12 protein-coding genes are annotated in these 14,764 nt (G+C 70.1%); 6 read left to right on the top strand and 6 right to left on the bottom strand.

Going from position 1 to position 14,764, the window contains the following annotated elements:
• Positions 1–14 precede the first annotated feature (14 nt).
• The 3 genes from GGD88_RS05420 to GGD88_RS05410 are packed head-to-tail and all read right to left on the bottom strand — an operon-like array spanning position 15 to position 3,004.
• Positions 15–1,094 carry a lipid-binding SYLF domain-containing protein gene (locus tag GGD88_RS05420; protein ID WP_184432499.1) on the bottom strand — a complete coding sequence of 360 codons (1,080 nt, stop codon included), beginning with the start codon at positions 1,092–1,094 and terminating at the stop codon, positions 15–17.
• A 52-nt stretch (positions 1,095–1,146) separates the two neighbouring features.
• Positions 1,147–1,788: a cob(I)yrinic acid a,c-diamide adenosyltransferase gene (cobO, locus tag GGD88_RS05415; protein ID WP_184432497.1), complete on the bottom strand. Its 642-nt coding sequence runs from the start codon at positions 1,786–1,788 to the stop codon at positions 1,147–1,149.
• Between the two features lie 31 nt (positions 1,789–1,819).
• Positions 1,820–3,004: an ABC transporter substrate-binding protein gene (locus GGD88_RS05410; RefSeq protein WP_184432495.1), complete on the bottom strand. Its 1,185-nt coding sequence runs from the start codon at positions 3,002–3,004 to the stop codon at positions 1,820–1,822.
• 135 nt (positions 3,005–3,139) lie between these two features.
• On the opposite strand from GGD88_RS05410, the gene moaC reads away from it, so the two are divergent.
• The 3 genes from moaC (at position 3,140) to GGD88_RS05395 (ending at position 8,392) form a co-directional block, all read left to right on the top strand.
• Positions 3,140–3,625 (top strand): cyclic pyranopterin monophosphate synthase MoaC, encoded by a 486-nt coding sequence (moaC, locus tag GGD88_RS05405; protein WP_184432493.1) that lies wholly within the window; start codon positions 3,140–3,142, stop codon positions 3,623–3,625.
• A 403-nt stretch (positions 3,626–4,028) separates the two neighbouring features.
• Positions 4,029–7,568 (top strand): sensor domain-containing diguanylate cyclase, encoded by a 3,540-nt coding sequence (locus GGD88_RS05400; RefSeq protein ID WP_184432491.1) that lies wholly within the window; start codon positions 4,029–4,031, stop codon positions 7,566–7,568.
• Between the two features lie 530 nt (positions 7,569–8,098).
• Entirely contained in the window at positions 8,099–8,392 is a 294-nt protein-coding gene (locus GGD88_RS05395) for a hypothetical protein (protein WP_184432489.1), read from the top strand.
• Positions 8,393–8,504: 112 nt separating this feature from the next.
• On the opposite strand, the gene GGD88_RS05390 is transcribed toward GGD88_RS05395, so the two are convergent.
• Complete coding sequence (locus GGD88_RS05390) at positions 8,505–9,434, bottom strand: hypothetical protein (protein WP_184432487.1); 930 nt, start codon at positions 9,432–9,434, stop codon at positions 8,505–8,507.
• 232 nt (positions 9,435–9,666) lie between these two features.
• Here GGD88_RS05390 and GGD88_RS05385 point away from each other — a divergent pair, with 232 nt between their 5' ends.
• From GGD88_RS05385 to GGD88_RS05375, 3 genes are read left to right on the top strand one after another with little or no spacing between them, the layout of a single operon-like run.
• Positions 9,667–10,716, top strand: coding sequence for a TRAP transporter substrate-binding protein (locus tag GGD88_RS05385; protein WP_221237014.1), 1,050 nt, complete (start codon positions 9,667–9,669; stop codon positions 10,714–10,716).
• Entirely contained in the window at positions 10,716–11,237 is a 522-nt protein-coding gene (locus tag GGD88_RS05380) for a TRAP transporter small permease (RefSeq protein WP_184432485.1), read from the top strand. Before GGD88_RS05385 ends, GGD88_RS05380 begins: the two co-directional genes overlap by 1 nt.
• Positions 11,234–12,520, top strand: a complete 1,287-nt coding sequence (locus tag GGD88_RS05375) for a TRAP transporter large permease (protein WP_184432483.1) — start codon at positions 11,234–11,236, stop codon at positions 12,518–12,520. Before GGD88_RS05380 ends, GGD88_RS05375 begins: the two co-directional genes overlap by 4 nt.
• A gap of 222 nt (positions 12,521–12,742) precedes the next feature.
• Here GGD88_RS05375 and GGD88_RS05370 read toward each other — a convergent pair whose 3' ends face one another.
• Both GGD88_RS05370 and GGD88_RS05365 read right to left on the bottom strand, forming a co-directional pair.
• Positions 12,743–13,783 (bottom strand): ABC transporter ATP-binding protein, encoded by a 1,041-nt coding sequence (locus GGD88_RS05370; RefSeq protein ID WP_246423579.1) that lies wholly within the window; start codon positions 13,781–13,783, stop codon positions 12,743–12,745.
• Positions 13,780–14,760: an ABC transporter ATP-binding protein gene (locus GGD88_RS05365; RefSeq protein ID WP_184432481.1), complete on the bottom strand. Its 981-nt coding sequence runs from the start codon at positions 14,758–14,760 to the stop codon at positions 13,780–13,782. Before GGD88_RS05365 ends, GGD88_RS05370 begins: the two co-directional genes overlap by 4 nt.
• Positions 14,761–14,764 lie beyond the last annotated feature (4 nt).

Genomic DNA, 14,764 nt, shown 5'->3' with positions numbered 1-14,764 from the left:
GGCCGGGCGCCCCGTCAGCCACCGCCCGGGACCGGGGCCTGAAGCGACTCGATCAGAGGCCGCGACGCCGGATTGCGGACCGGGCGGTCGAACACGATGGTCTCCGGCGTAATGCCCGGCGTGTCGTAGTAGGCCGCGTTCCAGGCCGGCTTGGGCTCGATCACCGCCCCTTCCAGCGCCCCGCCGCCGAACAGGCCCCGGCTGTGCGAGAAGGCGATGATGTCCTGATTGACGTCGGTCGTGGAGCCGGTGGACAGGCCGCCGCCGACGATCCCGAAAGTCAGGCTGGCGCCGGCCTCCAGCTTGAACCGGTCGCGCAGAACCGCGCGCAGGCCGGCATCCGTCATGACGAGCAGGATCATGCGCGCATCCTGGGCCCCGGCCTGGAGACCCAGGCTGCCGGCGGTCAGGGTCAGGAACGCCGGGTCGGAAAAGCCGCCATCGGCGTCCCGCACCAGCAGAAGGCCGGAGCCGTAGGCCGCGCCGACCACGAAGCCGGCGCGGAAGAAGCTGGGCACCACCAGCACCGCCCGCGCGCGGCCCAGGAAGTCGTTCAGTTCCGCCTTGAACCCGCTGTCGGCGCGCAGCTCGCGCACCGTCTCGGTGGCCTCCGCGACCGCGGCGCGGGCCTCGCCCAGCGCCAGCGCCTGGGCCGGATCGGTGCTGCCGGTGGTCGTCGTGGCGGGCGCACCGCTCGCCTGGCCATCCGGGGCGGCCGTGGTCGGCGCGATCCCGGTCGGCGCGTTCCCGGTCGGCGCGGGCGGTTGCGCCGGCGCCGCCAGATGCTGGCTGTCGGCCGGCGCCGGGGCGGTCCCGACGCCCCCCGGCGGCGGTCCGATCTCGCGCGGCGGCGCCAGCGACGGGTTGCCGGCCGCCCCCGCCGGCATCGAGGGCGCGGGCTGCTCCAGTTCGCCCAGGCGCGGGTCCAGCGTACCGCCCTCGGGCGGAAGCAGCGGGACCGGCGCGCCCGGGTCGGCCTGCTGCGCCGCCGCCGGTCCCGGCAACGCCGCCCAGACCAGGCCGGCCAGCACGGCCACGCGAACACGGGAGCCGATGGGGGAACCGATGGACAGCACCGGCCACTCTCCTTTCATGCCGTCATTTTTCACGCCGTCATTGCGCGCATCCCGGGACACACCCCCGGGGTCAGAATTCCACGCCCTTCTGGCCCTTCACGCCGCTGCGGAAGGGATGCTTCACCAGCTTCATCTCGGTCACCAGGTCGGCCGCCTCGATCATCGCGTCGCCGGCATTGCGGCCGGTGACCACCACATGCTGCAACGGCGGGCGTGCCACGATGGCCTCAAGGACCGTGTCCGGCGACAGGTAGCCATACCGCAGAACGACGTTCAGTTCATCGAGCACGACCATGGCGAATTTTGGGTCGGCCAGCATGTCCGCCGCCAGTCCCCAGGCCCGCTCCGCCGCCGCCACATCCCTGGCGCGGTCCTGGGTCTCCCAGGTGAAGCCCTCACCCATGGCCCGGATGGTCACCAGGTCGGGGTAGCGCTCCAGCACCGTGCGCTCGGCCGTGTCCATGGCGCCCTTGATGAACTGCACCACGCCGACCGGCATGCCGTGTCCCAGGCAGCGCAACACCATACCAAAGGCCGCCGAACTCTTGCCTTTGCCGGGACCGGTATGGACGATCAACAGGCCCTTCTCGCCGCTCTTGTCGGCCATCATGCGATCGCGCGCGGCCTTCTTCTTGCGCATCTTCGCCGCGTGCCGGGCGTCCGCATCGTCGTCATCCACACCAGCGGCGGTGTCTCGGGGGTCTTCGGTCATCACGGTTCGCGGACACTCCGATCTCGGGGCCTCAGGGGCGGTCGGGCTGGCTGAGGGCAGCCGGGTCGACGGCCTGGGCGGCGACGAAGCGGCCGCCGCTGGTGCGGCCCACCCACAGGGGCAGGCTCGCCTGATGGGTGCCGGGCGCGAACCGCATCGGGCCAACCGGCGTGGACAATTCCAGGCCATCGAGCGTGTCGGCCAGCGTGCCGGGGGCCACCGACCAGGCGGTGTCGATCGCCGTCGCCGCCGCGGTCACCGCCGTGTAGCCGTACAGCGCCCCGAGGGTCGGTGTCGAGCCCACCGGGGCCTCGGCCCGATAGGCCTCCGCGAACGCGCGGTGCGGCTGGCCACCGACCTCGCAGCAGGGATAGCCGGTGACCACCCAGTCGTCGGGCAGGTCGGCGCCCAGGGCGGCCAGGATCTCCGGCGTCCCCACCTGGGGCGCCATCACCGGCCGGCCGTCCAGCAGACCCGCCGCCGCGGCCGCCCGCACGAACGCCAGCAGGTCGCCATCGCGCAACCCCACCAGAAGCGCCTCGGGCTGGCGCGCGGTGAGGGCGTCGAGCGCGCCGTCCACCTCCGCAGACAGCGGCGCCACATAGTGCTCCATCGCCAGTTCGACCTCCGGGCGGACGGCCCGCAGCTCGTTCCAGAACGCGTGGGCCAGGGCGCGACCGAAGTAGTCGTCCAGCGCCACCACGCCCCAGCGGACGGCGCCCTGCTGGGCCGCCTCGGCGGCGAGCGCCCGGCCCAGGGCCTCCGCCGACGGACCGATCTGGTAGAGGTTCGGCAAGTCCCGGACCAGGGCCGCCGGCAGCCGGGCGTCGACCGCCAGAAACGGCGTGTCGCCGGCGGCCCGCGCGGCGGCCAGGGTCGTATCCGCCACCAGCCCGCCGATGAACAGGGCCGCGCCCTGATCCTTGAGGTCCGCGACCGCGCGCGCCGCCGCGTCCGGATCGCCGCCGGGATCAATGGCGACAATCTCGACCGGCTTGCTGCCCATCACACCACCGGCCATGGCGATGAAGCCCGCCGCCAGGTCGCGCCCCGTTTGATAGGTCCGCGCCGGATCGCCGATCCGGGTCACCGTGGTCACGTCGCCGATCAGCACACGGTCGCCCGCGGTCTGGGCGCCCGCTGCCCCGCCGGCGGCCAGCACGGTCGCCATCACCGCGGCGGAAAGCAGGGCACGCGCCGGCCGGAAACTCGGCATGGATCGAGGGTCCTTCATCGTCGAGGGGCGGGGCATCCTAGCCGGAACCGACCGGCACCCCAAGAGCGCGGCTGGCGCCCGTCGGCACCGCCTCATAAGGTGGGCGTGATCCAAGCATCGGAAAGGGGCGAGTCCATGACCCTCACGCACTTCGACGATCAGGGGAACGCCGTGATGGTGGACGTCTCGGACAAGGCCGAAAGCGTGCGCACCGCCGTCGCGCAGGGGCGCGTCCGCGCCGCGCCCGAGACGATCGCCCTGATCCGCGACCACGGCCTGCGCAAGGGCGACGTCCTGGCCGTGGCGCAGTTGGCGGGGATCATGGCGGCCAAGCGCACCCCGGACCTCGTGCCGCTGTGCCATCCCCTGCCCCTCAGCTCGGTCACCGTCGATCTGGACCTGAACGCGGCCGAAAGCACCGTGGACATCACCGCCACCTGCCGCCTGACCGGACGCACCGGAGTCGAGATGGAAGCGCTGACCGCGGTGTCGGTGGCCGCGCTGACCGTCTACGACATGTGCAAATCCGTTGACCGAGGCATGCAGATTTTCGATATCAAGCTACGGCACAAGTCCGGGGGGCGGTCCGGGACATGGACGTCTGAAAACACGAAGTCGTAATGGCATCTTTTTCTGAACACTAGAGCTACCAGTCTATTAATGCGCGCAGCACCGCACGAAAAGAGAGCACCGCCCTTCAATCGAACCAAACTCAGGAACGTCGTCCGGATTCGTTCGTTGGAACCGCTGCGGCTCTTTCGGAAGAACGGCCCCTGACGATGGGCCGGCAGACACTGCCCCCATTTGCGCGCTATGGTGAAATCATGGCCGCAATGGCCGAGGCGGGCCAACCCCGACCCCGGTTGAACCAAGGCGGCAGAAGAAAACGCGACCGTCTCGACAGGATCAGGGCCGACGCCCGGCACCTGATGCCGAGACCGCAACACGGGGAGATGACGCATACACGGAACGGGCGCCAGCGCGAGGACGTGAGGGAACCGGAGCGGGATCAGGGGGCCGGGTGATGCAAAGGCGGCACAAGGGCCAGACCCGGGAGCAGCGGAGACTCCCCGATGACACCACGGACGCCGGATTCTGGCAGTCCTTTACCCTGCTCTCGGCCGCCCTGGACGCCACCAGCGATGTTATTGCCATCAAGGACGACGCGCTGGTCGTGCGCTTCGCCAATGCCGCGTTCTGTCGCGCGGTCAGCCGCCCACTCGAAGACGTCTTGGGCCGCACCGACGCCGACCTGTTCCCGGCCGAAACCGCCGACGCGCTCCAGGGCGACGACCGCACGGTGCTCGCCACCGGCCGTAGCATCACGCGCGACCAACTCATCCCCAGCCGACGCGGGCTGCTGTGGGTCAACGCCCGCACCGACCCCGTGATCCGCGCCGGGCGGCGCATCGGCGTCATGACGGTCATCCGCGATATCTCGGACCGGATCGAGACCGAACGCGACCTGCGGCGCAGCACGGGCCTGCTCGACCGATTCTTCAGCCAGAGCGTGTTCGCCGTCGCCTACCTCGACCGCCGCTTCAACTTCCTCCGCGTCAACGAAGCCTATGCCCGCGCCGGCCGCCGCCAGCCCGGGGACTTCATCGGCCGCAATCATTTCGACCTGTACCCCGATCCCGAAAACGAAGCCATCTTCCGCACCGTATTGCGCACGGGCGAGCCGTTCGCCGCGTCCGCACGCCCGTTCCCGCATCCGGACCAGCCCGAACGCGGGACCACCTACTGGGATGTCAGCGTCCAGCCGGTGCGAGACGCCGCCGGCGTCATCGACGGCCTGATTCTCAGCCTGGTCGACGTCACCGAGCGGCAGCGCGCCCAGCAGGCATTGCGGGACAGCGAGGCCCGCTATCGTAACTTGGCGGAGGACCAGGCCGCGCCCATCATCAAGGTCGATGCCGAAAACCGCCTGCGCTACGCCAACCCGGCGTTCTGCGCGCTCTTTGGGCGGCGTCGAGAAACCCTGATCGGAGAGCCGTTCGACCATCTGGTGCACGAGGACGATCGGGCCGCCGCGCGGGCCGGCCTGGCCCGCCTCGCCGAGCCGCCGCACAACGCCACCATCGAACTGCGCGCGGCCACGGCCGAGGGCTGGCGCTGGCTCGCCTGGCAGGCCACCGGCGTTCTCGACATGGACGGGCGCCTCGTCGAGGTCATCGGCGTCGGCCGGGACGTGACCCAGAGGCGCGAGACCGAAGCGGCGCTGAGCGAGAGCGAGCGCCGCTACCGACTGCTGGCGGAGAACGCCACCGACCTGATCTCCACGCACGACCTTCAGGGCCGGCGCACGTTCGTCTCGCCGGCATGCCGCACCCTGCTGGGCTACGATCCCGACGATCTGCTCGGCGAAGGTCCCACCGATCTCTGTCACCCCGACGACATCCCCCGGCTCCTGGATGTGCAGGCACGGATCGCGAGCGACGACGTCGTCGGCCACCTGCGCTACCGTCTCCGGCACAAGGACGGCCATGAAATCTGGGTCGAGTCCACCAGCCGCGCCATCCGCGATCCCGTCACCGACGCTGTCACCGGCCTGATCGCCGTCACGCGGGACGTCACCGAACAGGTGCGCGAGGAGGAATCGCTGCGCCGCAGCCGCCTGCTCTACAAGGGCCTGTTCGACGGGTCGAGCGCCCCCATGCTGCTGGTCGATCCGGAGGACGGGCGCATCGTGCAGGCCAATGCGGCGGCGGCCGCGTTCTATGGCTATCCGGTCGCCACCCTGCGCCGCATGGCGGTCCAGGACATCAACATCGCGCCGCCGGAGGAGGTCGCGGCGCTGCGCGCCCGTGCCAACAGCGCGACGCAGAGCCGGTTCGAGGTCCGCCACCGCCTGGCCTCTGGTGAGGTGCGCGACATCCTGGCGCATTCCACCCCGCTCAGCCTCGACGGCCGGCGTGTGCTGTTCACGATCATCCACGACGTCACCGGCCGGGTGCGGGCCGAGCAGGCGCTCATGGAACGCGAGGCGACCCTGCGCGCCCTGTTCGAGTCCACCGAGGACCTGATCTGTGTCCGCGACCCCAAGGGCGGCCTGTTGACCTTCAACACCGCCTTCCGGGTATTCGCCGATCGCTACTTCCGGGTCACGGCGGCCCCCGGCCTGCGCACCATGGACCTGTTGCCGCCGCCGGAACGGGACCACTGGGAGACGGTGCTGTCGCACGTGCTGGACGGCGCCGTCTACCGCGAGCAGTTCCCGGTGACCTTCAACGGACGCCCGCATTGGTACGACATGGCGTTGACGCCGGTGGTGCAGGACGGCCGCACCCTCGGCACGGCGGAAATCTCGCGCGACATCACCGAACTCAAGACCGCGGAGACCGCCTGGGCGCGCAGCGAGCGGGAGAAGGCGCTCATCCTGGGCAGCATCTCCGACATGGTGACCTTCTACAACGAACCGGACATGGCCATCACGTGGACCAACGCGGCCTCCGCCGCCTCGCTCGGCGTCGACATGGAGGACCTGATCGGCAAGACGTGCCACGCCCTGTGGGCTGGTCGCGACGCGCCCTGCGACGGCTGTCCCGTGCTCGACTGCTTCCGCACGCGGGCGCCCGCCGACGGGCAGATGACCACCCCGGACGGGCGCATCTGGTCGATCCGCGCCTTTCCCGCCTTCGACGACACCGGCGCCATGAAGGGAGTCGTGGAGATCGCCCGCGACGTCTCCGCGCTGGTGCTGTCGGAACGCAAGTTCGAGACCGCGTTCATGAACAATGCCACGCTCATGGCCATCACCGCGCCGGACAGTGGTCGCATCCGCGACGCCAACACCGCCTTCCTGCGCACGCTCGGCCTGGAGCGCGACGCCGTGATCGGTCGCAGCCTGGTCGAGCTCGGCCTGTTCCCGACCGAAGCGATCCGCGAGCACGTGCTGCGCCACCTGCTCGACCCCGACACCGCCGGACCCGACGAGGTGCGCTTCACGGCCGGGGACGGCACGCGGGTGATCGGCGAGATGACGGCCGAGCGGATCGAAACCGGCAGCGGGAGCCCCACCATGCTGCTGCTGATGATCTCCGACGTGACCCACCAGCGTGACCTGATGGAGCAACTGGAACACAAGGCCACCCATGACGTCCTGACCGGCGCGTTCAACCGCCAGCAGGCGGACCGCATCCTGGACCAGGAGGCCCGCCGCGCCGACCGCATGGGCACCGACGTCTCCCTCATCATGGCCGACGTCGACCACTTCAAGGCCATCAACGACAGCCACGGCCACCCGGTCGGCGACACCGTGCTGCGCGAGGTGGTCACCCGGCTGAGCGACCGGATCCGCGAGACCGACCTGCTGGCGCGCTGGGGCGGCGAGGAGTTCCTGGTCATCCTGCCCGGGACGGACCGGGACGGTGCCGGCCGACTGGCGGAGACCCTGCGCCGGGCCATGGCCGACGGACCGGTCCCCAGGGTGGGGCGCGTGACCATCAGCCTGGGCGTCGCCAGCCGACGCGCGGGCGAGTCGGTCGCCGACTGGGTGGTGCGCGTCGATGACGCCCTTTACGAAGCCAAGGAGAGTGGCCGCAACCGGGTCTGCCTAGCCTAGAGCCGATTGTTCCAAATCGGAACCGCAGATACGGTCCGATTTCGAACGTGAATCGGCTCTACATTATTGATTTTACAGCCGATTGTCGCGACAAACCGAAGTCGTGCCGCGAGTCCGGTTTGTCGCAATCGGCTGTAATACGGACCGGCTCCTGTCCTGACTCGTCAGGACAAAAGCCATACGCCGCTTCGCGGCGCCGGTGCGGTCGCACCGGCCGGCCGACGACTGAGGTTTGTTCACTCGTCGGCCGGTAGGACGCGCGTCGTGCGCCCCCGCCGACCGCCGAAACGCCACCATGCATGACTGTCATGCCGCGTCATCGCTTTCGCGCATGTCACAAAACGCCTATAATACAGGTTGAAATGGCGGTCGTGTTGCGAGGGCATTGGCGATCGGGGCATGGGGTTCCGATCACAGCACGAAGGGACAGACCGAGACAGGATCGCCAGCGAATCCCTCCCGGCCGGCGACAGGCCCGGGGCAGACGCCAAGGGACCGCCGTCCGAGAGTGCAGACGACGGGAGGGTGTCATGATCACGCTGAGAGATTGCTACGGACTGAGCGATGCGGTGCCCGAGGAGGTCGTGGTTGTGGCCAGCCACGAACATCTGCCGCCGATCCTGGCGGCGGGACGGGCGTACACGGTGCTGCACCAGCCCTGGGGCGGCCCGGCCATGCGCCAGATGATCCTGGATGAGTACATCCGGGCCGGCGAGCGTGGCGACCGGGCGCGCGCCGAGGAGTTGGCGGCCCTGTACGAACAGGCGCGCCGCCTTCATCCGGGTGGCCATGATCGTCGGCGGCTGCGCCGGATCTGCCACTGAAAGGCCCCTGGGCGGCCCCGGGAAGACTGCGGGAAGGTTCCGGGGCGACCCTGGGAGGCCCTGATGGGCTCGGTCAGGCCCGGCGCCGCGGCGGCGGCCCAGACGAACGGCCTCAGCCGGTGCCGTGAATGGTGATCCGGCGCACGGCCCAGTCACCGCCCGTGTTGACGATCATGACCCCCGAGAACGGATCGCCGAAGGTGCGGTCCTGGGTGGTTCCGAGGTCGGTCCCGTTGATCGCCACGGTCGTGCGGCCGTCCGGTCGGCGGGACCACACCAGCGTGAACGGGTCGTCGCCGAGCAGCGGCACGGTCACGGCGGCGCCATCGACGACGCGCGCGGAACCGCGTGACGAGACGGCCAGGAGGTTGAGACGACCGCCCTGGCCGTCGGCGTTCGGGGTCAGCACCAGGCGATACCCCGCATTGCTGGGCTGGAACACCCCCACCTCGAAGCCGCCGTCGCCCGCCCGGGGGACCGCGCGGCCGCTCATCTCAACCTCGATGCGGAAGGCGTTGGTCACACGCACGTCCGCGACCGCCAGCGCCGGCGCGGTGGGGTCCACCGCCGGCGCGGCCGGCTGGCTGCGGCGCGTGCCCAGCGCCTCCTCCAGGATCGTGCCGACGATGGCGCCGACCACATCCTCGTTGCGCGCCCCGCCCGATGACGGCTGTCCGGGCTCGGTGGCCGGGATCTCTACACGCGAGCGCAAGCCCCGGGTCCAGTCCACCTGCATGCGGCCCTGCCGGACCTGCCACGGCGGCTTGGGCGTGCCGGACTGGGACTCGAAGGTGTGGTTCATCAGCACCCGCGGCCAGGTCTCGCCGTAGCGCGTCGTCAGGGCCGCGAGGTCGTCCAGGAACCAGGGATCGGCCAGGGAGCGCGCCCGGCCCTGGTCGATCAGCGCGTTCAACTCCCCGAGCAGCGCGTCCAGCCGCTCCTGCGCGGACTGGGCCAGGGCGGGCGGCGCGGACAGCGCCACGACCAGGGCGGCGGCGAGGGCCGGGGCGACGACGGCGGCGGGCGCGAGGCGGTGGCGCATGGCGACGATTCTCCGGGCGTTCGGCCTACGGACCGGGGCCGGCCGCGCGGGCCGACCCGAAAGCCTTACCGCAGCGGGCCGGCATTGTCCAATTCCGACGCGGACCAGCCGCGCCGCGCCGGCGGCCGCGATGACCGGCCGCCGCGCCGAACGCCGCTTGACACGCGGTTGCAGGCCGGTGAACCATGCTCGCGCTTGCACCATCTGTTTCACCGACCTCGGGAGAAAGCTCATGTCGTTCATCCCTGCCCTCGCCCGCGGGGCCGCCGGGACCGCCGGGGCCGCGGCGCTGGCCGCACTGATGCTGGCGACGCCGGCGGCGGCCGAAACCACCGTGCGGATGTCCTACAACGGGCCGCCCGAGGTCGAGAAGAACGCCGTGCACCGCTTCGCGACCAACTTTCAGACCCTGGTGGAGCTGCGCACCAACGGCGAAATCAAGGTCGAGCTGTACCCCAACAGTCAGCTCGGGAAAGAGGCGGCACGCATGGAGCAGGTGATGACCGGCCCCATGGTCAACGTGGCCTCGCTGGCCGGCATGCAGAGTGTCTTCCCCGAGATTTTCGCCGCCAACGCCCCGTTCCTGTTCGAGTCCTACGAGGCCGCGCACCAGTTCTACGAGGACAGCGACTTCTGGGACGAGGCCACCGCCGCGTTCAAGGAAGAGACCGGCGCCTATCTGCTGGAGGCGGTCGAGGAAGGCGGCTTCCTCGCCTTCACCAACGACGAGCGCCCGATCCAGGGCCCGGCCGACTTCGAGGGCCTGAAGTTCCGCGCCATGGACGAAAGCCAGGTGGCGCTGTACGAGGCGTTCGGCGCCAGCGGCACCCCGGTGCCCTGGACCGAGGTCTACACCGCGCTCAAGACCGGCGTCGCCGACGGCCAGATGAACCCGCCGATGTACATCATTATCGGCAGCCTGTACGAGGTGCAGGACTACCTCACCCTCGCCAATATCCAGTACTCGATGCAGTTCCTGGTGGTGAACGGCGACTGGCTCGACGGCCTGCCCGAGGATCAGCGCGCCGCCGTCGTGCGCGCCGCCCATGACGCCAATGTCATCAACCGCATCTGGGTCGAGGCCGAGGTGCAGAAGCGTATCAACTACCTCGTCGAGAATGGCATGGAGCCATACACCCCGACCGCCGAGGAGATGGCGGCGTTCCGCGCACAGGGCCAGAGCGCCTACAACGCGTGGCTGGCCGAGCGCATCGACCAGGCCTGGATTGACCTGGCCACGGCCAGCGCCGAGGCCGCCAACGCGGCGCACAGCGCCCGCTGATGGCCTCCGACGGCGGCATCGGCCGGCACGCGGCTGCCTGGGCGCGGGGGCTGGAGGTCTTCAGCACCTGGGCGGCCGGCCTGTGCCTGTGCGTCAACATCGGCGTGGTGCTGTTCGGCATCGTGGCGCGCTACGGCTTCGGCAGCTCGCCCATCTGGACCGACGAGCTGGCGCGCTATGCCCTCATCTGGGCGGTGCTGCTGGCCGGGGCCGCCGCCCTGCGCCGCGGCGAGCACATGCAGATCGACATCCTGGTGTCGCGACTGCCCGGCCTGCTGGGCCGGGCGGTCGACCTGCTGCGCCGGCTCGCGATCTTCGCCGTGCTGCTGTTCATGACGGTCATGGGCACCGTGTACGCGGAGAAGATCTGGGGCATGAGCACGCTGGCCCTGAACGTGCCCCGAACGATCCCGACCGCGGCGATCCCGGTCGGCATGGGCCTGATGCTGGTGCAGTTCCTTTTGATCCAGATCGGCGGACCGGCGGCCCGGCCGCCGGAACGGGAACGGGTGACGGTATGACCTGGGCCATGCTGGCCGTGTTCGCGGTGCTGGTGACCTTCGGCGCGCCGCTGTTCATCGCGCTGCTGGCGGCGGCGCTGACGGGTTTCCTGTGGATCGGCGACGTCTCGATGTTCCGGCTCGCCGTGCAGCAGTTCTTCGACGGCATCGACGTCTTCACCCTGATGGCGATTCCGTTCTTCATCCTGGCCGGGCTGCTGATGAACCACGCCGGCCTGACCGACCGCCTGTTGGTGCTGTGCCGGGCGCTGGTGGGCAAGGTGCGCGGCGGCCTGGGACACGTGAACATCGTCGCCAGCATCCTGTTTGCCGGGGTGAACGGCTCGGCGGCGGCCGACTCCAGCGCCCTGGGCTCGATCCTGATCCCGGCGATGGCCAAGGAGGGCTACTCGCGCGCCTACGCCGCCGGGCTGACCGCCGGGAGTTCCTTGATCGGCCCGATCATCCCGCCGTCGATCTTCATGATCCTGTACGGCACCATGACCGGCACCTCGATCGGCGGCCTGTTCGTCGCCGGCGTGATTCCGGGCCTGGTGCTGGGGATCGCCTTCATGGTGCTGAACGGCCTGCACGCCCGCCGCCATGCCCATGAGATCCGCGAGGGCGGGGATCCGTCGGTGTCGCTGGGGGCGGCGCTGTGGCAGTCGGTGCCGGCGCTGATCGCCCCCGTCATCATCCTGGGCGGCATCATCGCCGGCGTGGTCACCCCGACCGAATCCGGCGCGCTGGCGGTGGCCTATGTCATCGCCGCCGGGTTCCTGCTCACGCGCACCCTGACCGTGGCCGCGCTGGCCCGCACCATCGCCGAGACCGCCCGGTTGAGCAGCGCCATCTTCCTGATCATCGGCGCCGCCGCGGTCATCGGCTGGTTGCTGACCTTCGAGCAGGTGCCGCAGCGGTTCGCCGGCTTCGTGCTCGGCTTTGCCCACGATCCGCTGATCGTGCTGCTGATCCTGAGCGCCATCACCTTCATCATCGGCATGTTCATGGAGGAGATCGCCGCCCTGGTGCTGCTGACGCCGGTGTTCGCGCCCATCGCCCTGGCCGCCGGCATCGACCCGCTGCACTTCGGCATCGTGATGACCCTGAACATCACCATCGCGCTCATCACGCCGCCGATGGGCGCCTGCGTCTACATCGTCTCGGCGGTGGGCAACGTGCCGATCGAGCACCTGTTCCGCACCATCTGGCCGTTTGTGGTCACCGCCCTTGTGGCCCTCCTGGCGATCATTGCCCTCCCGCCGATCACCACCACCCTGCCCCGCCTGTTCGGGTTCGAGTAGGCCGCCCGAAGACCGGGCCGTCAGGACGGCCGGGCCGCGTGCATCGCGGGCCGGCCGTTCGTCTGCGTGTGATCGTGTGTGCGGTGGATCCCTTGCGAGCCGGCGGCACCCCCGGCCGCGCGCCATCTGATCGTTTTGTGACCAGGCCTACGGCACCGTATCCGCTATCTCTTGTCCGGGCGCCCCCCTGCCCGGCACGGGCCCGGTCGGACGGGAGGGCGCCTACCCGCGCCCCTCCTCCACCGCGTGGCAGGCCACCAGGGTGCCGTCCGCCTGCGATTGCGGCTTCGGCACCTCGGCCGAGCAGCGCGCGTTCGCCAGCGGGCAGCGGTCGTGGAACACGCAGCCCGACGGCAGGTTCATGGCCGACGGCACCTCGCCGGGCAGGCCCGGGGGTTGCATCTCCTCGGTGGTGACGCGCGGGATCGCGGACAGCAGGATACGGGTGTAGGGATGGCGCGGCGTCTCGAACAGCGTCTTGGTGTCCGCCAGTTCGCACAGCGTGCCCAGGTACATCACCCCCACCCGGCTGCCGAAATGGCGCACCACCGACAGATCGTGGGTGATGAACAAATAGGTCAGGTCCAGCCGCTCGCGCGTGTCCATCATGACGTTCAGGACCTGCGCCTGAATCGAGACGTCGAGCGCGGAGATCGGCTCGTCGGCGACCACGAAGTCCGGGTCCACCATCAGCGCCCGGGCGATGGAGATGCGCTGGCGCTGACCGCCGGAGAACTCGTGCGGATAGCGGTTGCCCCAGCCGGGATCGTTACCGACCGAGACCATCACCTGCTCGACCTTGGCCTTCACCTCCGCGTCCGACAGCTTCGGGAAGTGAAAGCGCACCGGCTCCTCCAGCGTCTGCTGGACGGTGCGGCGCGGGTTGAGCGAGGCGTAAGGGTTCTGGAAGATCATCTGCATGCGCCGGTGAAACGGCTTGCGCGCCCGGTGCCCGAGGGCGTCGATGCGGGTGCCGTCGAACCGGATTTCACCGTCGGTCGGGTCCAGCAGGCCCATGACGACGCGCGCCAGCGTGGACTTGCCGCAGCCGGACTCACCCACCAGGCAGAACGCCTCGCCGCGCCGGATGGTGATGGAGACGTCGTTGAGCGCCTTCACCGTCGGCCGCTCGCGTTGCAGGAAGTGGCCGCCCAGGTCGAAATGCTTGACCACGTGGCGGGCCTCGACCAGCGGCCGGTCGGCCGCCGGCGCTCCGCCGGACTCCCGCCCGGAGTCCCGGGTCATCGCCGCCGCCTCGCTCATGCCGCCTGCCCCGCCATCAGCTCGTGGGCGCGCACGCAGCGCACCAGGTGGCCGTCCAGGGAGTCCAGAGCCGGCTCGGCCTGGCGGCAGCGGTCCTGCACGTAGTCGCAGCGCGGATGGAACGGACAGCCCTCCGGGATGGCGTTCAGCGACGGCATGGTGCCGCGAATCTGGGTCAGGCGGGCGCCCGGCGGGGCCTCGCCCGGCAGCGCCGCCAGCAGACCCCGGGTATAGGGATGCACCGGATTGTGGACCACACGACCGGTCTCGCCGGATTCCACCACCCGGCCGGCATACAGCACCACCACCCGCTGGGTGACCTGCGAGACCACCGCCAGATCATGGGTGATGAGGATCAGACCGACGCCGTGGCTTTTGCACAGCGCCAGCATCAGGCTCATGATCTCGGCCTGAATGGTGACGTCGAGCGCCGTGGTCGGCTCGTCGGCGATGATCAGCGCCGGTTCGGTCAGGAGCGCAATGGCGATCACCACGCGCTGGCGCATGCCGCCCGACAGCTCGTGGGGGTAGGAGTCCAGGCGCTTCTCCGGGGACGGAATCTTGACCTCCCCCAGACGGGTGATGGCGATGCGCCGGGCCTCGGCCTCGGAGATGTCGCGGTGGGCCTTCAGGGTCTCGATCATCTGGGTGCCGATGGTGAGCACCGGGTTCAGCGTCATCATCGGATCCTGGAAGATCATGCTGATGCGGTTGCCGCGCACCGCCCGCATGCGCTGCGTGGACAACTGCGTCAGGTCCTGGCCCTCGAAGGTGATGGACCCGCCGGCGATGCGCCCGGGCCGGCTGAGCAGGTTCAGGATGGCGAACGCGGCCACCGACTTGCCGGCGCCGGACTCGCCGACGATGCCGACGCGCTCGCCCTTGTCCACCGAGAAGCTGATGCCGCTGAGCGCGGTCAGCGTGCCGTGGCGGGTCGGGAACTCGACCACCAGATCGCGGACGTCGAGAAGGGCCATCGGG

Source organism: Roseospira goensis (genome assembly GCF_014197795.1).
Taxonomy (GTDB): domain Bacteria; phylum Pseudomonadota; class Alphaproteobacteria; order Rhodospirillales; family Rhodospirillaceae; genus Rhodospira; species Rhodospira goensis.
Note: the sequence above shows the minus strand (reverse complement) of the source record. Positions and strands in the feature narration are given on the sequence as shown.